The sequence below is a fragment of the Parabacteroides sp. CT06 genome, assembly GCF_002257605.1.
GTDB lineage: Bacteria > Bacteroidota > Bacteroidia > Bacteroidales > Tannerellaceae > Parabacteroides > Parabacteroides distasonis.
On sequence record NZ_CP022754.1, the window covers coordinates 3,537,941 to 3,560,523 of the forward strand.

Below are 22,583 nucleotides of genomic sequence, written 5' to 3' on the forward strand. Positions count from 1 at the left end.
AACAGTACCACCATGTATATCGGATTCATATTGAACGGCAGGAACAATCTGGAATACTGCCGGATGCTGTCTTCTGACGCAAACGACCTGGACCGCCGGTTCGGGGAGTTCTGCTTCAACCAGGTCAGGAAGCAGCTGAAAGGGGCCTACCTGCCCGAGGAAAGGATCTACTGCATCGAGGCCGCCGGTGGGGATAAGAACCGGGTGGAATCCCTTGTGCGGGATATAATCGACAGAGGCGCGTGGCCCTCCGACGACTACCAGAGGCTGCGGGATATCGGATTTGTCCATGAGACGGCCGACCCTTACAGGAGGACCGACAGCCGGGACTTTATCGTCGGCGAGCTTGAACGGACGCTCCACAACGGGAAGGCGGGCAGACTGCTGGAAGCCTACCATGACTTCCACCAAAGCCGCGAGAAGGATACCGGCAACCGTGTGCTTACGGCCATACAGACCGGACAGGGCGTGCTGCTCTTCGACGACACAGGCCGGGGACTGGAGCGGGCGGAGAGCTATCTCCAGTATAATGCGGACAACTTCTTCAGCCCGATACACCGAAATACCGACAAACTGGGCGTCTATTATTTCAGCACGGACAACGCAAGGCTGGTGGAAAAGGCGCGGGAGTGCGGCAGGATGTTTGCCCCCGACGACAGGTGCAGTTTCATCCCCGCCAGGGCGGAATTCCTCCGGGCGGACATCCTGCGGGGATGCAAGCCCGCCGTGGAGTGCGACATGTCCCCCGACCTCGCCCGATACCGGGAGATGCTGAAGATATTCAAGCTCAGGGAAAGTGAGACACCCTTCAACATCGGCATACTGGACAGGCTGTGCAGGACGGGAAATCTTGACGAGATGCCGGAAAACAGGAACTTCAGGCATTTCTGCAGCTTTTCCTCCCTGCGCTCGCAGATGAGCCATTCCTTCCTCTCCTCACTGGCGGACACGCTGCTGGGGAATTCCATGAGACAAGCCGTCAGCGATACGGCACGGCGCATCCTGCAGAACGAATACGATGTGCGGGGATATTCGCCCACCCCGGATACGAGGCGCAGGCGGGAAAAGAAACCGGAAAAGACAGGTAAAAAAACGTAAGCATTCGATAAACTCCCCCTTTCATTCTAAAAATGTGATATTACTTTTGTAATCAAAGTAAAAAAGCTCAATTGTTATGTCACATCAATGGACCATGGAAGATTTTGAATCTATTTATTCCCGTTTCAAGTCGAGCGGACTGTCAGTTATGGATTTTTGTTCGAATGAATGTATTCGTCCCAAACGTTTCTACGAGTGGCGTTCCAAGCTGTTGCGCAAAGGCGGCTTTATCCCGGTAAAGGTAAACAGTAAGGGCCAGGTCAGTCTTCCCCATAAGGAGAAATCCCTGCTGTCTGCCCCTCCGGTCAGCCCGTCGCCAATTCCCCAGCCGCTATGTGAGATCTCCTATCCCAATGGCGTCACAGTCCGCTTGAACAGCCCTTTGTCACCGGAGGTATTGCAAACCCTGATATTTTTGAATTCAAACCGTTAGCCTATGTTTTCTTTGAATGAATCCAACAGATATTATCTTTACCCGTATCCGACAGACATGCGTAAGAGTTTTTATACGCTTAGCGGCATCGTGACCAACCAGATGGGAAAGAATGTACGGGACGGTGACGCTTTCATTTTTATCAATGCGAATTGTACCTGTATGAAAATCCTCCATATGGAATATGGTGGTCTGGTGATATACCATATGAGGCTGGAACATGGGCACTTCCATCTGCCGGTCATAAATACGGAGGAAGGTCGGATTAAAGCGATTGAAACCTTCTGGAATGACCTTGTGATGATGGTTCAAGGAATGGACGGCAGCAAGGTCAGGCGTTATAAAAGGAGTGGTTTCCATGGGTTGTAGTTGTAACAAATTATAACATATACAATGCCGTATTCCGGCTGTTTTTTAGTATCTTAGCATCATATTTAAACGATTATGCCAACCGATAAGGAATTACTGATAAAGGATCTCATGCACAAATGCGACTGTCTGTATAGAGAAAACAGCCGGTTGAAGGAGATGGTGTCCACGCAGCCCCTTAAAGCTGCGGACAAAGAGGTGTATGAGGCTTTATTGTCTGACAAGGATGCCATAATCGCCCAAAAGGAAGCAAAAATCAACAGTCTGGAGCAACGTGTATCCTATCTTGAACGGCAGTTGTACGGTAAGAAGGCGGAAAAGTTCATAAAGCCTGACGCCCAGGACCGCTGGCTGGATTTTGAAGGCTTTGACATGCTTCCCCAGGAGGCTGAAGCCGCAGAAGAAGCAGAAAAGGAGTTGAAGGCTACCAGAGAAGCGATCATCGCCCGTAAAAAAGCGGGGAAGCAGCATCCTGCGAGAAAATCCCTTCCGGAGAATCTTGAGCGTGAGGTGGTCCATATATATCCCGAAGGGTATAATCCGGAAGAGTGGACGCTCCTTCCCGGAGAGGAAGTGACCGAGATCCTTATGCACGAGCCCGAGAAGTTCTATATCCGCAGGATAGTGCGCCATACAGCCAAACGGAAGGGTACAAACGAGTTCAAGACCGGCCCGCTTCCCGTCATGCCAATAGCAAAGAGCTATGCCTCTGCCTCATTGCTGGCAGACATGATGATAGGGAAATATGTGGATCACATACCGTTCCACAGGCAACTGGAACAGTTCAAACGTGTGGGGGTACATCTCCCCGCGTCAACGGTCAACGACTGGTTCAAGGATGTGGCGGATTTGCTAAGGCCCCTTTACTTCCGATTATGGGAGCTGGTGATGCAGACTGACTACATACAGTCGGATGAAACGACAATCCCCGTGATGAATGACGAGAGACACAAGACGGTCAAAGGTTATATCTGGCTTGTGCGCAGTGTCATGACCGGACGTCAGTTCTTTTACTATGACAAGGGTTCCCGAAGTGGAAAGGTGGTGCTGAAACTCTTCGGCAAGTTCCGGGGAGCCATACAGACGGACGGATACGAAAGGTACGAGATGCTGGACGCCAAGAAAGGTATTATCCTTCTTGGCTGTTGGGCCCATGCACGCAGACATTTTTGGGAGGCAAGAAAGAATGACATGCAGCGTGCCGACTATGCGCTCGCACAGATACAGTTGCTTTATGACGTGGAGCGTAAGGCTGACGATGAACGCCTGACTTACGAACAGAGGGCTGAACTTAGGGCACGTCTTGCATATCCCATACTTGTGCGCTTCGAGAAATGGCTGGTCAATGAATATCCCAAAGTAATGAAAGACAGTCCGATCGGAAAAGCCATAAAATATACATACGGAAGGTTCGACAAACTCTCCAGGTACCATTTGGACGGTCGTTACAGACCGGATAATAACGAGATAGAAAATAAAGTGCGGCCTGTCGCGTGCGGCAGACGTAATTACCTGTTCTGTGGCAATAATGATGCCGCTGAAGATGCGGCGGTGCTCTACTCGTTCTTCGGCTGCTGCAAGGCTGCCGGGGCTGACTTCCGCACGTGGCTGATCTACTTCCTTGAACATATACATGATTATGACGATGACTACTCGATGGATCTGGCCGAATTGTTACCTGACAATCTGTTATCCAAGGGCAAGATATTATCCGTTACGTCACCGGAATCTCCCAAGAAAGACTCCTGATACCTTCGTAAATCTCGCCTAAACACGGGAAAACTACCGTTTTATGCCAATCAAGACGGGAAAATAGGGAATAAAGTGCCGTTTTTATCTTCATTATCCCCGATAAATAGGGAAAATAAGGGAAAGAATACCCTTTTATACCAATTATGGCGGGAAAGTAGGGATAAAAATATCGCTTTATCACATTTGTCACAGGAAAATAAGGGGCAAAGGGGAAAAACTTCCTTTTATCCGCTCCATTAGTAGGGATAATATCAATTACTATAGAACCCGCACATCTTTGGGTTGAATTGATGTAACAATAAATCATAGAACGATAAAATGAATAAACGACATTATGAACATACGTTACCCAATATACGAGGGAGTTTATCGAATACTTACAAAAAAACTAACATAGGAAGATAATATGGCCTCGTGGTTGGAAAAGCTGGGACTGCAAAGAACGCGTCCCCAAAAAGAAGAGCTGAAGGACTTCTGTCTGGAACTGTGTCCAGACAACCGGATAGCCTCCTTCATGATAACGGACCATACGCCCCGGAGCGGAGACCCCTTCATCCGGTTCGTCAAGGAAGCGGCCCGTAAAGCCGTACTCGAGGAAGCCCGGGGCATCCCCGACAACCTGCTGCTCTTCTATGCCGGCATCCGGAAAGAGGAGCTGCCCCCTGCCGCCGGACTGCAGGAGAAGGAACCCAGGCAGGCATGGCGTTTCATCATCGAAAACGGCGGGATCACGGACGGCAACTCCGTCCCGCTGAGACGGGCCGCCTATTTGGAGGCACACGGTGTGGAAACGGACCGCAGGAACCTGGAAGGGCTGGAACACTCGCCAGGCTACAAAGACTTCGTGGCATACGAGACCGCACGGGAACGTATCCTTCAAGGAAGGAGCGCCCGGTTCCTCGTGACCGCCGTAAAGACGGACCAGGGCGTCAGGGTGTTCAACAGGGGGCTGCACGGCCCGCGCCACCTGCACGAATACCTGCAGGAAATAGCCGACAATTTCTACTCACCCTGTGGAAAGGGACCGGGGACATTGTCCATATTCCGCATCGAGACCTCGTCAAAACGGCTGATGGAGATGTCCCGGCAGCCCGGACGGTACTTCCCCGCCTCCCAGCCCGGACTGGAAGTGTTCGGAAGTTACCGTCCGGTAGCCTCCTTCGACCTCTCGCCCACGGCGGCCAACCTCGACAGGTTCGTTACGGCCGGCTCCCTGGAACTTTCCAGACGCAACCTGGATATCATGACATTGCAGGACATCGCGGAAAAGGGATACGCCCACCTGGCGCTGGAGGAGCCGTTCCGTTACAGGAGGGAGTTCGTCCCCGTGGAAAAAGAACTCGGAAGGCTATCCAGGGAAAAGGAGCTCCATCCGGACTTTCCCCTCGGGGAGAGGATGGCGGAGCTCCGGGAGACTTCCAGGAAGATCGCCGCCGCCCTGTTGGCAAGGGAGGGGGTCCGGACAGGGATGCCACGGTCGGAAACGAGGTATGCCGACAGGATATCACGCATGCTGGAGAGTCCGGCGGATACCCCGGGGGCGGCCGATACCGGCAAAAAGAGAAAACAACCCTCTTCCAGACGGAAACATGCCGAAGGAAGACAAGTAAAACTGTAAACTGCAAGCATATATGGCAACCAACAAACCACTTACCCCGGAAGAAGCCGTCGACATGGGCCGCCGCGCTGTCGGCCGACGGGCATTGATGCGGACACTGAAGGACATCTTCTCGTACCGTAACCCGCTGCTGCAGTTCATGGACGCCTACCGCTTCAACGTCATCCGCTGGAGCGCGTCCAACCTCAGGGAACCGACCCTCGGAAAACGTGTCAGGCTGTTCCTCGGCACCAGAAACCCGCTGCGGATTCTCCGCGACAACTTCCGGCAGAACCGCGCGGACCTGACAGCGGACTGGGAAAGGGCGGTCATCGGCCGTATCAACCTCTCGCTGGAAGAGCTGGGGAGCATCCCGCTGCATTCCAGGCCCCGTGACCTTGCCAAAAGGCTGGACCGTGTCGGGAGGATGATAAACCGGATGACCGGCTATGAGCATTGTCCCAGCCTGCTCACGGAGAGGCTGCTGCTCTCCACCTACAGGTATATATTCATGGCTCCCCATGACAGGCGGTTCGGCGCCCTCTGCCCGGACGGGATCTGCGGGATGCTGCGGCAGAACGGCGTGCCGCCGGAGAGCCTGTATTACCAGAACTACGAAAGCCTGCTGCAAGGAAGGGAGACGGTCATCTACGAGTTCACCTCCAACGGGAAAGGGTTACAGTATCTGCGTCCCCTGGAACACGTGAGGCTGGATGCCGACCCGGGCGGGTACGACATGCTTCCCGCCCGCCGGGCCGACAGCCCGAAGGCCCCTTCGATTCCCTATGGGGCGGAAGAGGCCGTGCCGCTCTCCGAAAAGGCGGGAAAAAACGGAAGGGATACCGCAAGGGAGAAGAGAACGGCCCGGAACACAAAAGTCAAAAAGACAAAGGCCAAAAACAAAGGCATGAGCATGTAACCAATTATTCACCTGATAAAAACAAAAATTATGAGAATCGTACTTACAGACAAGCCAGCCATGGCAAGGAGCATCGCCTCCGTACTGGGCGCCAGTGAAAAGGCGGAAGGATATCTTTACGGCAACGGGTATGCCGTCACATGAACTTACGGCCACCTGCTGGCACAGGCACCACCGTCCGCTTACGGACCCGCCCGTGTGGAACGGCAGGCGCTTCCCCTCATTCCGGTCCCGTTCCGTCTCGTTGTCAGACAAGTCAGGACGGAGGAGGGGTATGTCACCGACCCGGTAGCCACCCGGCAACTGGAAGTGCTCCGCGGGTTGCTTGAAAACGCCGACGGGCTTGTCATAGCCACGGACGCGGGGCGTGGAGGAGAACTGGTCAGCCGGGATCTCCTGGACTATCTCGGTTACCGTAAACCGGCCCTGCGCCTGTGGATATCCTCCCTGACGGAAAAGGCCATCCTGGACGGTTTCAAAAATCTGAGAGAGGACAGCGACTTCGACAACCTCGCCCAGGCGGCGAGGGCACGCAGGGAAGCGGACTGGATACTGGGCGTGAACGCGAGCATCGCCCTGGGGATAGCCGCCGGCATGGGCAACCACTCGCTCGGACGGGTGCAGACACCCACGCTGGCATTGGTCTGCCGCCGTTATCTTGAGAACAGGGATTTTGTGCCCGTGAGCTGTTACCATCTGCAGACCGATGTCTGCAAGGACGGGCAGAAAGTGCTTTTCACGTGTCCTCTCCGGTATGAAAGGAAAGAGGATGCGGAAAAAGCCCGGGTCGGACTGGAGGGCGAAAGCCGTTGTACGGTCCTTGCCATGGAAAAGAAAGAGATCATGGAGGAGCCACCTCTGCCACATGACCTGACCGGCCTACAGCGGGAAGCTAATACACGCCTGGGCATGACAGCCGGACAGACACTCGCTGTCGTCCAAAGACTTTACGAAAGAGGGTGCGTCTCATATCCGAGAACCGGATGCCGCCACATTCCGGAAGACATCTTCAAGCAGGCACCCACGCTCGTCGCCACCCTTAAAGGGCATCCCCGCTTCGGAAGGCACGCGGAAAGGCTGCTCGGGAAAGGACTGAACCCTCATGCGGTGGACGGGGACAGCGTGGCGGGACACCATGCCCTTCTCATCACGGGAGAGATGCCCGAAGGACTCTCCCCGGACGAGCAGAACATCTACTCCCTGATTGCCGGGAGGATGCTGGAAGCATTTTCCGAAGGATGCGTCAGGGAAGTCATACGTGTCAGGGCCGATTACGGAGGAATGGAATTCGAAGCCGAAACCTCATGGGTGAAGTATCCGGGATGGCGGGACATTTACAACGGACCGGACATGGCGGAAGAAGGCAAATCCCTGCCGCAGTTCCATCGGGGAGAGACGCTGGCGGTATTGGAAACAGAGATACTGGAAGACAGTACAAAGCCGCTGCCACCATTTACGGAAGCCGGACTGCTGGCTGCCATGGAAAACGCCGGCGGCACGGCGGACGGTGAAAACAAAAAGAAAACAACGGAGAGGTGCGGGCTCGGGACACCGGGCACCCGTGCAGGAATCATAGACCTGCTGGTGGCACGACGGTACGTAGAGCGTATCGGAAACCGTCTCATCCCGACAAAGAAGGGGCTGGAGATATACGGCATCGTAGGAGACAAGCTGATCGCCGACGCGGCTATGACGGCCGCCTGGGAAGAGGCGCTGCGTGAAATCGAGGAAGGAAGGCTCAGTGCCGGAAAGTTCATGAAGGGTGTCCATGAGTATGCACGGAAGATCGTGTCGGAACTGCTCGCCCTGCAGGTCAGGAACCCGGGCGTGACAAGGTGCGCCTGCCCGAAATGTGGGACAGGCAAAGTGACACTCTACGACAGGGTGGCCAAATGCGGAGATCCCGACTGCGCGTTCCATCTTCCGCGCATGTTCAACGGACGGGAGATGACGGACGAAGAGATGACACGGCTGATGGTAGGGGAAGCTACCCCCTTTCTGAAATTCACCACCAAGGCGGGAAAACCCTATGAGGCGTCGCTCAGAATGGACGAGAATTACAAGGTGGAGCTTACATTCAAGGACAGCATGCGGGAGCTGTAACAGGACCGATACTGTAAGGGAAATGTCCCGGCCTGCTCTTTTCGGAGACTGGCCGGGATTTTCCGTTAATCGGGGTGTATGGAAAGTCCGTATATCATTACAACCGTCTCGGGCGTTACCACCTGATGTGTACCGACGGTAGCTCCCACCAAGTGAACGTCGGGTTTCCTTTCCCGAAGTGACGGAGCGGAAAATGCCAGCGGCCCGCTTACGGAAAAGTTCATTGCCGATAGTTCAAGGAGCTGTTGTCCGTAAGGAAATGAACAGGCTGGGCCTTGGAGTACGGATATGAGGTAGCTCCTGCCGCAATCTCCATTCAATATCCTGTATGTAAATAATCCAGACGGCAGACACCCGTATCGAAATGTCTGTTTCCAATCAATTTCCAGACGGAAGGCGCAAGAGCGTCTCCGAACAGCCTGATACCTCCCTGCAGTCTCGGGATAAGATAGATCACCATCTCGTCCACCATCCAGAACCTGAGCAGGCTGTCAACAAGCGGGAGTGTGTCAGGGCAGGCCTCGACAAGGGCAATCCCATCCCCTTCCTCTTTCCATCGGGAGAGTGAGACGAAAGATACCGGTCCCTCAAGGTGGCGTACCGCCTTCTTCCTGATCCGGGTGATACCGTATTTCTCCGCAGAATCCTGCAACGCGGAGAGGGACTGCCGCTCCAACAGGCAGCCGTCAAGGGAGAGAAAGGCCATAAGCTGAATGTTTAATGATACCGTCTACTTCGCAGGCAAAATCCATAAAAAAAACGTGGACTTGCACAGTGTCAAGACGAGGCTCTGGTAAGCCCAGAATAAGAACTGTGCAAGCCACGCTATGACAATGCATAGCATAGCCTTACACAGAAATCCCTTATTCTTTGAATTTACCAGATTCCGTCTTGAGGATGTTCTGCGAACGTTATGTCTATATATCTCAAGAAAGAAGGAAAAATACTCCTTCTTTTCCCAAACTCATATTTTCGTTCCAAATATAGGAATTATTCTAAAAATCACGAAATATCGTCCGGATAATCTTCCCGTCAAGGATTGGAAAGGGTATAGTGTTTCACGACGGGCTTCCAGAAAAGCATATGACTATTAGTGACTATACATGACAATGCATGACACGGGAAAGTAACATCCCTCTTTCTTTACTATCTTGCACCCGAAATCACTAAAAAAATGAATATGGAACTGACAATTATCGAAACAAGCGCTTATCTGGAATTAAAGCGGCAGCTCAGCACGTTGTCCGTGCAAGTGGAGGATCTCGCCCGGAAAATGGCTCCACCTGTTCCGGACAAATGAATGGACGCGCAGGAGGTATGCCTGGCATTGGGAATCTCGAAGAGGTGTCTCCAGGCTTACCGTGACAGGGGACTGGTTCCCTGCTCACATATCGGCGGAAAATATTTTTACCGTGAGACGGACATACAGCAAATCCTGGAAGAAGGACTAATCAAAAACAGAAAATAACAGATGGCGGAAATCATTACCAAGGATTCGGAGGAGTTCAAGGAACTCACCGGATGGATCAAGAGATGTGGAAGGGCACTGGAAAACGCGACGGCTCGAATCCGTCCGGGCATAGCCGACGAGCATTATCTAACGGGAGAGGAAGTCTGCGAGAAACTGCATGTATCCAGAAGGACGCTTCAGGCACTCAGGGACGAGAAGGCAATCCCGTACACTTCCATTACCGCCGCAGGAGGCAAGCTGCTATACCCGGAAAGCGGACTGTACAAGGTACTGAAAAAGAACTACAAGGACTTCAGGCGATATGCCAGATAAACAAACGGCACGTATTCTGAACAAAAAAACTCCTTCGGCCGGATTCGAGGCTGAAGGAGTTTTTATATAAGTTCCGGGACTTAGTTGGCCAGCCGGTATGTGTCACCGATCTTCATGCACAGCCTGTCCGTATCTTCCCCGACTTTCGGATTGATCAGCTCAGCATAAATCTGGGTGGAAAGAATGGACTTGTGCCCCAATACCTTCTGCAAGGTTTCCAACGGCATCCCCTTTAAAATGGCCAGAACGGCAAAAGTGTGGCGTCCGATGTGCGGGGTTATCCCGGTCGAGCAGCCGCATATTCTGGTCAGGACCCTCAGACTGGATATCATGGCCTGGTATTCGCCTACGGGAAACACCTTGTCAGGCGAACTTTTCTTTTCATTGTCACCCCTGTACTTCTCGACCAGTTCGATGGCGATAGGAAGCAGCTTCACCACATAGGCCACGCCGGTTTTTATACGGTTTCCCATCAGCCATGTACCGCCCTCGGAATCCGTATGGATATTCTTGTACGTAATCTCTTTCAGATCCGCATACGCCAAACCTGTAAAACACATGAACAGGAACATGTCACGGATGGCCCGCTGGCGCTTGTACTTCAACTTGACATGGATGATGCTTTGCAAGTCCTCCTCGGTGAGGAAAGAGCGCCGCTTGTATTCGGGCAGGCAGTCAAAACCGATGAACGGATGAAGCCTTATCCAGCCTCTTTCCTGGGCGGTATACATCAGCCATTTCAGGGTGTTGACCCGGCAGAAAGCCGTCGAATTCGCCAGGGCGCATGTCCCGAGCATCCAGTTATAATAGTCCTCGATGAACTTCTTGTCAAGGTCGGCGATGGCTATATCCTCGATGCGCCTCTTCTCTTTGAGGAAAAGCAACAGATTCTTGTAGTCGGCCACCAGCCCGCGATAGGTGCTTGCCGCCTTTTCCTTGCCTATCTTTTCCTTGTAGGAGACAAGTTGCTCCCTGAACAATCCCATAAGGGTGTGATAATCGTCTCCGAAGCCAAGATAGCGGTTGTAGACACTTTTAGCTGTCACCAGGCTGTCATGGTCACAGACATACTGGTAATGCCTTGTGATTTGGGCCTTGATATTGTCAAGCTCCTGGTTCAGCCGTCTGGCCTCGTCGGATTTCCCCTTCGCCCTCTTGGCCTTGGCATCCCATAATGCCAGTGAAACTTCCCGCTTGCAACTGAAGCAGGCGGTGGTCTTGTTGATGGTTATACGTCCCATAATGGGCACCTTACCGTCTTTCAACGATTGGTTCTTGGTGTAAAACAACACGGAAAATGTACTTCTCATAAACTCACTTCTTTTAGTTACAAAATTAATAAATATCGAGCTTTTCGAAGTTATGAAAAGTAACGCAATGCATTGAAAAATAATCGTTTATATCCCTTGGGATATCCGTATTTGCAAGGTAACGGATAAGTAACGGAAGTCGCAGCAAAACATGCCCTATAATGCTCGCTTTCTCTACCAACAACCAAAAACAGAAATCAATAACTATTTGATTGTTAATTGGTTTTCGCTACCTTTGCAAACTGTGGAAAAACACTTAGTTTCCCTATAGTAAAACTCTTATTTCTTCACCATAAAACTCCTATACCTGTACGAAATTCTCAGGATGGCAAGCGGTAACTCCCCGATACATCTCACGTATCGTATGGATATCTTTATCCACATCACCTGTCGGATAAAAAACACCCTTCGTACCCACCTCTTTCTTTCCATAATCAAAATAAGCCACCACGATCGGCACGTTCGCTTTCAAAGCGATAAAATAGAATCCTTTTTTCCAGTCCTTGGCCCGCTTCCGGGTACCTTCCGGTGTGACGGCCAATTGAAACCGCTCACTGGTCTTGAAACGTTCCACCATCTGATCGGTCACCGACGTACGTTTACCACGATCCACCGGAACACCTCCCAGCCAGTTAAACAGCAAATTAAAAGGGAAAAAGAACCACTCTTTCTTAATAAGGAAACCGGCGTTACACCCGATCGAGGTATAAAAAAGTTTCCCTACGATAAAATCCCAGTTACTGGTATGCGGAGCCACACATACGATACATTTCGGCAAATCCACGCCATCCACCGGGCCCAGCTTCCACCCCGCCATACGGAGTATCGCCTTACTAATTGCCTTCTTCATGCCTATTTGTCCTTGCTCAACTCTCCTATCTCGTCGGCGATAGCGTTAACCTCGTTTTGCAAGTCCTCTCTTAATTTGCGATAATAATTCCGTACGAGAGCCTTGTTATCCTTGCCGTCGGGGTGTCCGGCACGAACGATATAACTATCTTGCATATCTAGGATACGAGCCATCAAAGCATCCGCTTTCTCTTGATTTACTCCGGGTATATACAATTTGCAAACCAGCGCTTCCGTGAACAATTCACCAGCCACGTAGCTGATCTCTTTCTTTAAAATTCTTCTTTTAGCCATAATTATTTCATATTTAATTATCCACAAATATAGAACATATGTTATTAAATACCGAGGAAAGGCCAAGAAAAAACATAAAATGAATTATCTTTGCAGCGGTGAAATCATTGATTATAAACAAATCAAATATGAACGAAATGATAAAGACGCCAGAGTTTCTCTTTGAAAGCAGCTGGGAAGTCTGTAATAAAGTGGGAGGTATTTATACCGTACTATCGACTAAAGCTCATACGCTTCAACAAATTTTTAACGACAAAGTAATATTCATCGGTCCGGATGTGTGGGCAAACACAACCGCTCCCGATTTTACGGAAGACGCATCTTTGTTTGAGGATTGGAGAAAGCACGCCGAGGCAGTAGATCACTTGAAAGTTAAGGTTGGTCGCTGGAACGTACCGGGTATCCCCCCTGTTATACTGGTAGATTTCAAATCCTACTTCAGTGAACGAGACGCCTTTTTCTATTCTATGTGGGAAAATTTCCGAGTTGACTCCATCCACGCCTACGGCGATTACGATGAGTCTTGTATCTTCGCATATGCGGTCGGTAAGGTAATAGAGAGTTTCTATCACTTTTACAAACTGGAAAACAAGAAAGTCGCCGCCCTATTCAACGAATGGATGTTGGCGATGGGAGCGCTTTACATTCAAAAGCAAATCCCTGCCATAGCGACACTTTTCACGACGCATGCCACATCGATCGGACGCTCTATCGCCGGTAACAACAAAGCGTTATACGCTTATATGGACGGTTACAACGGCGATCAGATGGCTAAGGAGCTAAACATGGAGGCCAAGCATTCCGTAGAGAAGCAGGCCGCCCATTACGTGGATTGCTTCACGACCGTAAGCGATATCACGGCCCGTGAATGTAAACAGTTATTGGATAAGGCACCGGATATCGTTACCCCGAACGGCTTTGAGCCCAACTTCGTACCCGAGGGTAAGGAATACGCTAAAAAGCGGAAGGAGGCACGTCGTACATTAATTAATGTAGCAGAGAAATTATTGGGCTGCTCTATCGACCCGAACGCTTTGCTGGTTTCCACCAGTGGCCGCTATGAATACAGAAATAAAGGTATCGATGTCTTCATCGAGGCGATGAACCGTGTACGTACGTCCGGACGCCTGCAGCGTGAGGTCGTCGCCTTTATCATGGTACCGGCTTGGGTACGTGCTGCCCGTGCGGATTTAAAAGAGGCGATCGAGCAGGACATAAAGACGACCTCTCCGCTTCAAATCCCTTTCATTACGCACTGGTTGCATAATATGCCAGAAGATAAGGTCTTGAATTATATCAACCACGCCGGCTTCACGAACGCAGCATCCGAAAAACTAAAAATCATATTCGTTCCTTGTTATTTGGACGGTAAAGGAGGTATTTTCAATAAGAACTATTATGATATGCTGATAGGGATGGACGCTACCGTATATCCTTCCTACTACGAGCCGTGGGGATATACCCCGCTGGAAAGTATCGCTTTCGGTATACCGACGATCACGACCAATCTGGCCGGTTTCGGTATGTGGGCGAAGAAAACGGTATCCGGAGATAACCTTAGCGAAGGCGTAGAGGTTATTAATCGTACGGATTTCAATTATTTTGAGGTAGCGGACGCTATCATGAACTCCATCCTGGCTCTCAGCCAAAAGGATGCTACGGACATCGAGGAAATCAAACAGCGTTGTTTCGATCTCGCTCGAAAAGCTGAATGGAGCAAGTTTATCGACTATTATCTGACCGCATTCGATATCGCCATGAGGCATGCCGAGGAAAGAAATAGTTAAATATTGCTCATAATTAATAAGATAATGCTATCTTTGCACTCGTTTTTAGACAAACACTTTAAACTTCACGATAATGAAAATTAAGGCGAATAACGCAAACAGTCCTATTTGGAAGGACGTCTACTCACATTCCAAGCTTCCACAACAGTTGGAACCACTTAATGAGATCGCTACGAATCTTTGGTGGGTATGGAATCATGAAGGCGCTAAACTATTTGGCAAGATCGACAAACAACTTTGGAAATCCACAGAAGGTAACCCTGTACAGCTATTACAAAGCCTTTCACACAAACGTATGGAAGAGATCTTAGCAGATAAGGAGTTAATGGCTGAAATCCAAAAGGTATACGCTGATTTCAAAGCTTATATCAATGTAAAACCCGACAAGACACAACCGTCTGTAGCCTACTTCAGCATGGAGTACGGTTTGACCAATGTATTAAAGATTTACTCAGGTGGTCTGGGAGTATTAGCCGGTGACTACTTGAAAGAGGCCAGCGATAGCAATATCGATTTATGTGCCGTAGGTTTCTTGTATCGTTACGGATATTTCACACAGACTTTGTCCATGGACGGTCAGCAGATCGCCAATTACGAGCCGCAAAATTTCAACGCCCTGCCGTTGACTCAGGTATTGCAGTCGAACGGAGAGCCAATGGTATTGGAAGTTCCTTATCCGGGCAGAACCGTTTACGCTCATATCTGGAAAGTTAGCGTAGGTCGTGTACCTTTGTACTTAATGGATACGGATATTCCTCAGAACAGCGAATGGGATCGTTCCATCACGCACCAATTATATGGTGGCGACTGGGAGAACCGTATGAAACAAGAGTATTTGTTGGGTATCGGTGGTATCATGATGCTGAACAAGTTAGGTATCAAGAAACAAATTTATCACTGCAACGAGGGACACGCCGCTTTGATCAACGCTCAGCGTTTGGTAGACTATATCCAGAACGACGGCCTTTCATTCAACCAAGCGTTGGAGGTAGTTCGTGCTTCCGCCCTTTATACGGTACACACTCCGGTTCCTGCAGGTCACGATTACTTTGACGAGGGTTTGTTCGGACGTTATATGGGTGAGTTCCCCGGCAAGTTAGGTATTAGCTGGCAAGACTTCATCGATATGGGACGTGAGAACCCGGGCTCTAACGAGAAATTCTCCATGAGCGTATTCGCCTTGAACACTTGCCAAGAGGCTAACGGCGTAAGCTGGTTGCACGGTAAGGTTTCTCAGCGTATGTTCGCCCCGGTTTGGAAAGGTTACTTCCCGGATGAACTGCACGTTGGTTATGTAACGAACGGTGTACACATGCCGACTTGGGCCGCTACGGAGATGAAGAAATTCTATGCGGATAAATTAGGCACGAAGCTTTTCGAGGATCAATCAAATCGCAAATGTTGGGAAGGAATCCAGAATGTATCCGACGAGGAAATCTGGAATCTCCGTATGACCTTGAAGAATAAATTGATTGATTACATCCGTGTTCAATATAAAGATAGCTGGTTGAAGAACCAAGGTGATCCTTCTAAGGTAGTTTCCATCCTTGAGAAGATCAATCCGAATGCCTTGTTGATTGGTTTCGGTCGTCGTTTCGCTACTTACAAGCGTGCGCACTTGTTGTTCACGGACTTAGACCGTTTGGCTAAGATCGTTAACAATGAGAAATTCCCGATTCAGTTCGTATTCACCGGTAAGGCTCACCCAGCTGATGGTGGTGGTCAAGGTTTGATCAAACACATCGTAGAGATCTCTCGCCGTCCGGAGTTCTTAGGAAAGATCATCTTCTTGGAGAACTACGATATGCGTTTGGCCCGTCGTTTGATTTCTGGTGTAGACGTATGGTTGAACACGCCGACTCGTCCGTTAGAGGCTTCCGGTACTTCCGGTGAGAAAGCCGAGATGAACGGTGTATTGAACTTCTCCGTTCTTGACGGTTGGTGGTATGAGGGTTACGTAGAAGGCGCAGGTTGGGCATTGACCGACAAGCGTACTTATGAGAACCAGCAATACCAAGACCAATTGGATGCGGCTACGATCTACCATTGCTTGGAAACTGAGATCATCCCGACTTACTACGCTAAGAACAGCAAGGGTTACTCTCCGGACTGGATCCAATATATCAAGAACTCTATCGCCAAGATCGCTCCGGATTATACGATGAAACGTATGTTGGACGATTATGAGGATCGTTTCTATCACAAATTGGCTACTCGTTCCGCTCATATTTCCGCTAACAACTACGAGATCGCTAAGCAATTAGCTGCTTGGAAAGAGGAAGTTGCGCAACATTGGGATAGCTTCCAAGTGGAATCTTTCACTTGCGACCAAGATTTGACGGTGAATGGCCCGGTTGTAGGAAAAGAATACAACTTCAATTTGGTAATCGACCGTCATGAACTACAAGGTATGTTAGGTGCTGAAATGGTTGTCATGAAGGAAGATCCGGAGAAACACACGCTGTCGCCAATCAATACCGCTCAGTTCGAGTTGATGAAGGAAGAAGGCTCCAAGTTATTCTTCAAGTTAACGACCACTCCTTCCGAGGTTGGTAACCATAAGATGGGCTTCCGTGTATATCCTGTAAACAAGGAGTTGCCTCACCGTATGGACTTCGCTTATGTACGTTGGATTCAGTTATAATCGGCAACAAGTAAAACAAATAATCAAGAAAGAGGGTGCGTCATGCACCCTCTTTTTTTATGCCATACCCAGCTATGCTTTACAGCGACTAAAACCTATGGTTATGAGCCGTAAAGCATAGGTTCATATAGTCCGTGAATACCCATGAATCAAAAAAAGGAAGCCGCACGACAGCAGCTTCCTTTTTCAATAGGATACGAATATTTTCAAGCTTAGAAAGCGTAGTCCAAACTTAATCCGAACACCTTGTTGGTGCGGCTATACACATTCTGCCCAGGAAGTCCCGTGCCGCAGTAGTTATCCATCTTCTTGGTATAATCGTGGTAAGTTGTCCACATATATCCCACGTTCAAAGCCATTTTTTCGCTCAACATCACTTTAGCACCAAAGCCCAGCGAATAAGAATCGCAGGAGAAACTAACATCACTTTGGAAATTATCAGACAAACCATAATCTGTAATTTGAGCGCCACCGCTAATGGTCAATCTCTTGACAACATCCCACTCTATACCAAACAGATACTCATTCGTACCTCTTTCCAGTTCCTTCTGCTTTCCACCGGCCATTCCCGCCTTCTTGTCATCGAAGAAGTGATACTCAACAGAAGCCTTCAACATGGGCAAAAACCGATAAGAAGCTGCCACCGAAAGCATGGAAGGAATATCGTTCGGCGTATTTACACCATGCTTATAAGGGCCAACCAAATCTTCCGCACTGTCGGGATAATCCAACTTCTTGGTATTGTTTTCGATGTTCAAGTTCGTCTTAAACTCATATTTAGCTCCGAAATTGAATTTACCATATTTGACATCGACACCCAAAACCGGTGTCAACCCCCAACCTGTCTGGTCGCAATCCAAAGCCAGGTTCATTAAATCCGCTCCACCAAAATTCTGTTTTAATTTTGCATCCAGATACCCGTCATAGTTTCCTGAGAAATAGTTCATCCGGCCACCGGCAAAGGCAGAAAGCCAATCCGTGATCTTGTATGATAGGCCAAGTTGTAGGGAATAAATATACTGTTTTCCGTCCATCGCACTGTTAATAGTATACATATCCGGCGTGACGATGGGACTTTGACCGCCAGTCTTTATATATTTCGCTACACTTTCCTTGAAGATACCGGCCATAGCAGCCGATTCGAACATTGGCAGGCCATCGTCAAACGAAGCCTTACCACCTCCACCCGTAATGGCAAAGAAACCGGAGATCGTCCAATCACCTTTTTTGTAAGCCGCAAAAACACTCGGAATCACGGGAGCGGCTGCCTTTCCTTTGTAATACTTTTTATAGGGAACGTCGCTCACTGTCGGCACCTTATTCACTGGGTCGAAACCATTGTATGTACTGAAAGAGGCATCGATATCCCGGGTCTGGAAAGCACTTTGGATACTCACACCAATGCGGAAACCGTCTGTCGGCAAAAAAGAAAGACCCGCCGGGTTTGACAAAGCGCCGTCTATATCAATTGCAGCACCTCGCGAAAGTGACCTTAAAAAGGCTGCATGCTGATTCGTATTCGTCAAATATCCTCCAGCGAAAGAAACCAAAGGCATCATCATCAATGCCGCACCTAATACTACTTTTTTCTTCATGTTTTACTTTTCTTGATTACAAAACGGTCGCAAAGATAAATACTTTTTTCAAACACTGCACACTTTTAATAAAAATGTGCCGCACAAAACAGCAAATACTGTGCAAACACATAAGACTAATTAACAATAGAAGAGCCGCAAAGGTAGTAACGTGAAATCAGGTATTAGTTATAATCAAAAAGAATCATCCTAATCAGAAAAGGATATATACAGCAAGTACTAAAGAAGATATACTTACTTTACCCAAAAAGATATACTACAAGTGCCAAGTAAGTATAACTTCTATTTTTCCGAAATAAATCGTATATTTGTCTCTATAACTTAATTCTTTAAACCGTATAGATAAAATGAAAAGACTAGCATTACTCGCGGCTCTCTTACTGCCTCTATCCATGGCTTTCGCCCAACAGAACGTAGGATTCAAGACCGATAAGGTAGAACCTCTCGTGATCAACCCAGACAATAGCGTCACTTTCTATGTAGAAGCCCCAAAGGCGAAGTCCGTGTCCGTAAAAGGAGACTGGGAAGCCAACGAGGGCAATGGCCAGATGACGAAAGGGAAAAACGGAATATGGAGCTATACGACTCCCCCACTGTCATCCGAAATGTACACCTATCGTTTAAATATTGATGGTATTTATAACATCGCCCCAAACAACCCATTCTCTTGCCGTGACGTAGGCACCTTGTTCAGCCTGTTCTATATCAACGGGGGAAATGGGGATTATTATCAAGTACGTGACGTACCTCATGGCAATGTTACAACCACTTGGTATCACTCGGACATCCTCGGGAGCGAACGAAGACTTAGCGTTTATACGCCTCCTTTTTACGATAAGAACATCCAGTCTTATCCCGTTCTGTACCTGTTACATGGCAGTGGCGGCGACGAGAACGCTTGGCTGGAGCTTGGCCGTACCGCCCGTATCATGGATAACTTGATTGCCGAAGGCAAGATACAGCCAATGCTTGTCGTTATGCCAAACGGTAATCCCAGCAAGCAGGCCGCTCCCGGCGAAACGCCCGATAACCTGAATTACAAGCCGGCCATGAGCAACAGCTTCACCGGTTATAAGGATGGCTCGTATGAGAAGAGTTTCACCGAGATCATTCATTTCATCGATAACCGTTATCGTACGATCCCGGATAAGCGACACCGGGCCATAGCCGGACTTTCGATGGGTGGTTTCCATACATTATATATATCATTGAATTATCCGGACTATTTTAACTATATAGGACTTTTCTCCGCCGGACTCAGCGCCAATGGTGTAGACCCGAATAGCCCGATGTACACGAATCTCGACGAGAAATTAGGGAACCTCAAGAGATCCGGTTATCAATTGTTCTGGATCGGTATCGGAAAGACCGATTTCTTATACGACGCAAACCAGCAATTCCGCCAGCGAATGGATAGCCTAGGTATGAAATACCAGTACGTAGAATCCACCCGAGGACATATCTGGGCCAATTGGCGGGCTTATCTCCTCCAATTCGCTCCCATGCTTTTCAAATAAAAGACATGAGCAGATGAATCATAATATACCGCAATACGACTTCTATAAACACAAATACGGCGATGAGCTACTTATCGACGTCGTTCCCTTGAACACGATCAAGAAGTATCTCAAGGAACAACCCGTACATATATTGACGTATTACGATATAACATTGATTACTAGCGGGGAGGGAGAATTCCTTATCGATCATCAAGCGAACCGGGTAAAGCCTCAAGATATTATCTTTACCCGGCCCGGCGAAATACGCAAATGGGACGATAAAACGATACAAGACGGATTCGCTCTTATCTTTGAGGAAGAGTTCCTGCTCTCTTTTTTCAATGATCCGGCATTTCTCCGGAACCTCTCTTATTTCCATACGGAAAGACGGTCTTCCAAGCTCAGTCTCGACAAGAAAGCCTATGGCCGCATCTCCGAGTTGATCTCGGAGATCGATAAAGAGATCAAGGACTATCAGTCGAAAGACAAACACTTGCTCCGGGCCTTGTTGTACGAGACATTAATGTTGCTCAACAGGTTATATTCTAACTCGAACGCTTTACCCCCAGACACAAACGCCCGATCTAAAAGCATCTATGTAGACCGATTTATCGAGTTAGTAAACCATTCCTTCAAGCAAGATCATTCCATCCGGAGCTATGCCGATCAGCTTTGCATCACCCCGAACTACCTGAATGAGATCGTGAAAAACGCTACGGGTATCAACGCAAAACAATATATCTTAAATAAAATACTGATCGAGAGTAAACGGCTATTGACTTATACAGACTTGCCTATATCCGCCATAACGGAAGCTCTAGGTTACGAGGATCCATCCTATTTCATCCGTCTATTTCGTTCCCAAACAAACATGACCCCGCTAAACTATCGCAGGAATACAAAACCGTAAAAAGTACTATTTCCTCCTTTATACGTATTATACGAACTCCATTCGGTATGTCTAATTTTGCCTCTATCAATAAATAAAGCATCATGAGACAATACAAATCATGGATAGCGGCTCTCATATTAGGAAGCACGTTATCCGCTAACGCACAACAAAAGAATATGGAGAACAAAACATTAAACGAGAACATCCCGGAGATAATCATCTCCCTTGAAAAAGAGGCCCTAGCCTCAACCGACCCGATGGCATTCGTAGAGCTTTCAGACACCGACGTGATTTACTTCGATCCTTCCCTAGAGACGAAAATAGAGGGATTGGAACAACTGCGCACTTATTATAAAGGCATGCAACTTCCTCCGGCGGATCATTTCGACATGATCCGCCCGGTCGTACAAGTCACGCAAAACATAGCGGTCCTCACCTTCAACCTTGATAGCTACTTATACGACAAGGTAATAAAATGGAACTGCACCGAGGTTTACAGACGCAACCCCGACAACCAGTGGAAGATCATACAAACCCACTGGTCTTACGTGAAACCGCTAGATTAAGGTTAAAACATTTGCCGCTTTCTGAACCAAAACGGTTCGCAAAATGTATTATATAGACTATTCACTAAACACAAATTATATGATACGGAATTTACTGAAAGCGGCAAATGCGCTTACATTTAGCACGATGTTCCTGTTACTCCTCGCCGGATGCAACAAGAACACGATTATTTTTGAGGATGGAACAACCCCGAACGGCTCTTCGGGAAACGAGGACCCGGGAAACAGTACGTTGGTGACCTTCAACGCCTCCGTGGAGGGCCGGAACCTATTACGTTCCATGTCTCCCATGAATAAAGGGATACAAAGCAGGGTTTATGTCTTCGACAGCAGCGCAGGAACCAAGGGAAGCCCCGAGGCGTCAGGCCTTTACATAACCTCATCTCCCGGGGTGTTAACAGGAAGTGACGGATATAAAATGTTTCTCTCCAATGGCACTTATAATTTCTACGCCGTATCCGACAATTTCTCCACGATCCCCCCGACATTCACAAGTGGCGTATCCGAACCCCTCTTCAACGGTATCGATTATCTTTGGTGGAGCGCCATACAACAGGATGTTAATAGCTCCCAAATCAATATACCGATTGTTTATGGGCATGTGGCTACCCAAGTCGTAGTAGAATTAACCGGCGGTGAAGGCATCACGATCAACCAACTGGTCTCCGCCATGATCACTCCTCCCGTGGTTGGGGCTACCATGGATCTGGGTACAGGTGTCATCACTCCTGCTACCGCTTTCGGGAAAGCGGATAAGATGGGGATAAACGGATTAACCGCCCAATATATCATGTTGCCGATAAGACATACGGCTCCCATGACTCTCACGTTGGAAATATCCGCCGACAATGAAAACAGCACCCGTACCTACACCACCCAAGTGCCCCTTCCGGATGGCGAGTTGAAAGCGGGAAACTCTTATTTATTTAAAGCGGTAATCAACGGTAATTCGGTCACTTTGGCCAGTGTCAACGTAAAAGACTGGACAGATGTGGACGAGACAGGAAAGCCCCTTTATCCGACCCAGAATTAAAGTCCGGTTCCTATTTTCCGTATCAATGAATATTGGTACGGAAAATATGCCTATATTTAC

Annotated in this window: 22 protein-coding genes; 16 read left to right on the forward strand and 6 right to left on the reverse strand. The window is 48.8% G+C overall.

The features are described from left to right. Window positions 1–12: 12 nt before the first annotated feature. The 8 genes from CI960_RS15570 to CI960_RS15610 all read left to right on the forward strand — a co-directional run bounded on the left by CI960_RS15570 (window position 13) and on the right by CI960_RS15610 (window position 8,271). On the forward strand, window positions 13–1,098 hold the full coding sequence (locus CI960_RS15570) for a DUF6047 family protein (RefSeq protein ID WP_094582468.1): 1,086 nt from the start codon (window positions 13–15) through the stop codon (window positions 1,096–1,098). Window positions 1,099–1,174: 76 nt separating this feature from the next. Then, window positions 1,175–1,531 (forward strand): hypothetical protein, encoded by a 357-nt coding sequence (locus CI960_RS15575; RefSeq protein WP_004319780.1) that lies wholly within the window; start codon window positions 1,175–1,177, stop codon window positions 1,529–1,531. A 3-nt stretch (window positions 1,532–1,534) separates the two neighbouring features. Continuing rightward, window positions 1,535–1,900 (forward strand): IS66 family insertion sequence element accessory protein TnpB, encoded by a 366-nt coding sequence (gene tnpB / locus CI960_RS15580; protein WP_004312010.1) that lies wholly within the window; start codon window positions 1,535–1,537, stop codon window positions 1,898–1,900. Between the two features lie 75 nt (window positions 1,901–1,975). Next, window positions 1,976–3,649 carry an IS66-like element ISBf10 family transposase gene (locus CI960_RS15585; protein ID WP_004312011.1) on the forward strand — a complete coding sequence of 558 codons (1,674 nt, stop codon included), beginning with the start codon at window positions 1,976–1,978 and terminating at the stop codon, window positions 3,647–3,649. Between the two features lie 409 nt (window positions 3,650–4,058). Next, on the forward strand, window positions 4,059–5,270 hold the full coding sequence (locus tag CI960_RS15595) for a DUF6047 family protein (protein WP_048928533.1): 1,212 nt from the start codon (window positions 4,059–4,061) through the stop codon (window positions 5,268–5,270). Window positions 5,271–5,283: 13 nt separating this feature from the next. Next, window positions 5,284–6,168 (forward strand): hypothetical protein, encoded by an 885-nt coding sequence (locus CI960_RS15600; protein WP_048928532.1) that lies wholly within the window; start codon window positions 5,284–5,286, stop codon window positions 6,166–6,168. A gap of 30 nt (window positions 6,169–6,198) precedes the next feature. Beyond that, window positions 6,199–6,312 (forward strand): DNA topoisomerase III, encoded by a 114-nt coding sequence (locus CI960_RS15605; RefSeq protein ID WP_083434156.1) that lies wholly within the window; start codon window positions 6,199–6,201, stop codon window positions 6,310–6,312. A 54-nt stretch (window positions 6,313–6,366) separates the two neighbouring features. Then, window positions 6,367–8,271, forward strand: coding sequence for a DNA topoisomerase (locus CI960_RS15610; protein WP_048928531.1), 1,905 nt, complete (start codon window positions 6,367–6,369; stop codon window positions 8,269–8,271). A gap of 65 nt (window positions 8,272–8,336) precedes the next feature. On the opposite strand, the gene CI960_RS23220 is transcribed toward CI960_RS15610, so the two are convergent. Together CI960_RS23220 and CI960_RS15615 are read right to left on the reverse strand one after the other, a co-directional pair. Continuing rightward, window positions 8,337–8,495: a hypothetical protein gene (locus CI960_RS23220; protein WP_157395849.1), complete on the reverse strand. Its 159-nt coding sequence runs from the start codon at window positions 8,493–8,495 to the stop codon at window positions 8,337–8,339. Window positions 8,496–8,587: 92 nt separating this feature from the next. After that, window positions 8,588–8,977, reverse strand: coding sequence for a deaminase (locus CI960_RS15615; RefSeq protein ID WP_094582470.1), 390 nt, complete (start codon window positions 8,975–8,977; stop codon window positions 8,588–8,590). A gap of 594 nt (window positions 8,978–9,571) precedes the next feature. Here CI960_RS15615 and CI960_RS15620 point away from each other — a divergent pair. After that, entirely contained in the window at window positions 9,572–9,739 is a 168-nt protein-coding gene (locus tag CI960_RS15620; protein WP_048928529.1) for a helix-turn-helix domain-containing protein, read from the forward strand. Window positions 9,740–9,742: 3 nt separating this feature from the next. Beyond that, on the forward strand, window positions 9,743–10,054 hold the full coding sequence (locus tag CI960_RS15625; protein ID WP_048928528.1) for a helix-turn-helix domain-containing protein: 312 nt from the start codon (window positions 9,743–9,745) through the stop codon (window positions 10,052–10,054). Window positions 10,055–10,134: 80 nt separating this feature from the next. Here the strand turns inward: CI960_RS15625 and CI960_RS15630 are convergent, their stop codons facing one another. The 3 genes from CI960_RS15630 to CI960_RS15640 all read right to left on the reverse strand — a co-directional run bounded on the left by CI960_RS15630 (window position 10,135) and on the right by CI960_RS15640 (window position 12,507). After that, on the reverse strand, window positions 10,135–11,364 hold the full coding sequence (locus CI960_RS15630; RefSeq protein WP_048928527.1) for a site-specific integrase: 1,230 nt from the start codon (window positions 11,362–11,364) through the stop codon (window positions 10,135–10,137). A 301-nt stretch (window positions 11,365–11,665) separates the two neighbouring features. After that, window positions 11,666–12,214, reverse strand: coding sequence for a 1-acyl-sn-glycerol-3-phosphate acyltransferase (locus CI960_RS15635; RefSeq protein WP_008773478.1), 549 nt, complete (start codon window positions 12,212–12,214; stop codon window positions 11,666–11,668). Between the two features lie 2 nt (window positions 12,215–12,216). Further along, window positions 12,217–12,507, reverse strand: coding sequence for a hypothetical protein (locus tag CI960_RS15640; protein WP_005854588.1), 291 nt, complete (start codon window positions 12,505–12,507; stop codon window positions 12,217–12,219). A 128-nt stretch (window positions 12,508–12,635) separates the two neighbouring features. On the opposite strand from CI960_RS15640, the gene CI960_RS15645 reads away from it, so the two are divergent. Continuing rightward, entirely contained in the window at window positions 12,636–14,294 is a 1,659-nt protein-coding gene (locus CI960_RS15645; protein WP_005854587.1) for a glycosyltransferase, read from the forward strand. Window positions 14,295–14,367: 73 nt separating this feature from the next. After that, window positions 14,368–16,938, forward strand: a complete 2,571-nt coding sequence (glgP, locus tag CI960_RS15650) for an alpha-glucan family phosphorylase (RefSeq protein WP_094582472.1) — start codon at window positions 14,368–14,370, stop codon at window positions 16,936–16,938. A gap of 212 nt (window positions 16,939–17,150) precedes the next feature. Here the strand turns inward: glgP and CI960_RS15655 are convergent, their stop codons facing one another. Continuing rightward, window positions 17,151–18,533 (reverse strand): OmpP1/FadL family transporter, encoded by a 1,383-nt coding sequence (locus tag CI960_RS15655; RefSeq protein ID WP_005854575.1) that lies wholly within the window; start codon window positions 18,531–18,533, stop codon window positions 17,151–17,153. 347 nt (window positions 18,534–18,880) lie between these two features. Between CI960_RS15655 and CI960_RS15660 the strand changes: the two genes are divergently transcribed. From CI960_RS15660 to CI960_RS15675, 4 genes are all read left to right on the forward strand, one after another. After that, entirely contained in the window at window positions 18,881–20,050 is a 1,170-nt protein-coding gene (locus tag CI960_RS15660) for an esterase (RefSeq protein WP_005854573.1), read from the forward strand. Between the two features lie 13 nt (window positions 20,051–20,063). Beyond that, the gene (locus CI960_RS15665; RefSeq protein WP_005854571.1) at window positions 20,064–20,942 is read left to right on the forward strand and encodes an AraC family transcriptional regulator; all 879 of its coding nucleotides are present in this window, start codon (window positions 20,064–20,066) and stop codon (window positions 20,940–20,942) included. 83 nt (window positions 20,943–21,025) lie between these two features. Then, window positions 21,026–21,490, forward strand: coding sequence for a nuclear transport factor 2 family protein (locus tag CI960_RS15670; RefSeq protein ID WP_005854569.1), 465 nt, complete (start codon window positions 21,026–21,028; stop codon window positions 21,488–21,490). A gap of 43 nt (window positions 21,491–21,533) precedes the next feature. Further along, a complete protein-coding gene (locus tag CI960_RS15675) occupies window positions 21,534–22,523 on the forward strand; it encodes a fimbrillin family protein (protein ID WP_005854567.1) in 990 nt (329 codons plus the stop codon). Window positions 22,524–22,583: the final 60 nt, after the last annotated feature.

Coding starts and splice junctions, on each gene's coding strand:
- CI960_RS15570 (WP_094582468.1), top strand. CDS start 13: ATGTATATCGGATTCATATTGAACGGCAGGAACAATCTGGAATACTGC.
- CI960_RS15575 (WP_004319780.1), top strand. CDS start 1,175: ATGTCACATCAATGGACCATGGAAGATTTTGAATCTATTTATTCCCGT.
- tnpB (WP_004312010.1), top strand. CDS start 1,535: ATGTTTTCTTTGAATGAATCCAACAGATATTATCTTTACCCGTATCCG.
- CI960_RS15585 (WP_004312011.1), top strand. CDS start 1,976: ATGCCAACCGATAAGGAATTACTGATAAAGGATCTCATGCACAAATGC.
- CI960_RS15595 (WP_048928533.1), top strand. CDS start 4,059: ATGGCCTCGTGGTTGGAAAAGCTGGGACTGCAAAGAACGCGTCCCCAA.
- CI960_RS15600 (WP_048928532.1), top strand. CDS start 5,284: ATGGCAACCAACAAACCACTTACCCCGGAAGAAGCCGTCGACATGGGC.
- CI960_RS15605 (WP_083434156.1), top strand. CDS start 6,199: ATGAGAATCGTACTTACAGACAAGCCAGCCATGGCAAGGAGCATCGCC.
- CI960_RS23220 (WP_157395849.1), bottom strand. CDS start 8,495: ATGAACTTTTCCGTAAGCGGGCCGCTGGCATTTTCCGCTCCGTCACTT.
- CI960_RS15615 (WP_094582470.1), bottom strand. CDS start 8,977: ATGGCCTTTCTCTCCCTTGACGGCTGCCTGTTGGAGCGGCAGTCCCTC.
- CI960_RS15620 (WP_048928529.1), top strand. CDS start 9,572: ATGGACGCGCAGGAGGTATGCCTGGCATTGGGAATCTCGAAGAGGTGT.
- CI960_RS15625 (WP_048928528.1), top strand. CDS start 9,743: ATGGCGGAAATCATTACCAAGGATTCGGAGGAGTTCAAGGAACTCACC.
- CI960_RS15630 (WP_048928527.1), bottom strand. CDS start 11,364: ATGAGAAGTACATTTTCCGTGTTGTTTTACACCAAGAACCAATCGTTG.
- CI960_RS15635 (WP_008773478.1), bottom strand. CDS start 12,214: ATGAAGAAGGCAATTAGTAAGGCGATACTCCGTATGGCGGGGTGGAAG.
- CI960_RS15640 (WP_005854588.1), bottom strand. CDS start 12,507: ATGGCTAAAAGAAGAATTTTAAAGAAAGAGATCAGCTACGTGGCTGGT.
- CI960_RS15645 (WP_005854587.1), top strand. CDS start 12,636: ATGAACGAAATGATAAAGACGCCAGAGTTTCTCTTTGAAAGCAGCTGG.
- glgP (WP_094582472.1), top strand. CDS start 14,368: ATGAAAATTAAGGCGAATAACGCAAACAGTCCTATTTGGAAGGACGTC.
- CI960_RS15655 (WP_005854575.1), bottom strand. CDS start 18,533: ATGAAGAAAAAAGTAGTATTAGGTGCGGCATTGATGATGATGCCTTTG.
- CI960_RS15660 (WP_005854573.1), top strand. CDS start 18,881: ATGAAAAGACTAGCATTACTCGCGGCTCTCTTACTGCCTCTATCCATG.
- CI960_RS15665 (WP_005854571.1), top strand. CDS start 20,064: ATGAATCATAATATACCGCAATACGACTTCTATAAACACAAATACGGC.
- CI960_RS15670 (WP_005854569.1), top strand. CDS start 21,026: ATGAGACAATACAAATCATGGATAGCGGCTCTCATATTAGGAAGCACG.
- CI960_RS15675 (WP_005854567.1), top strand. CDS start 21,534: ATGTATTATATAGACTATTCACTAAACACAAATTATATGATACGGAAT.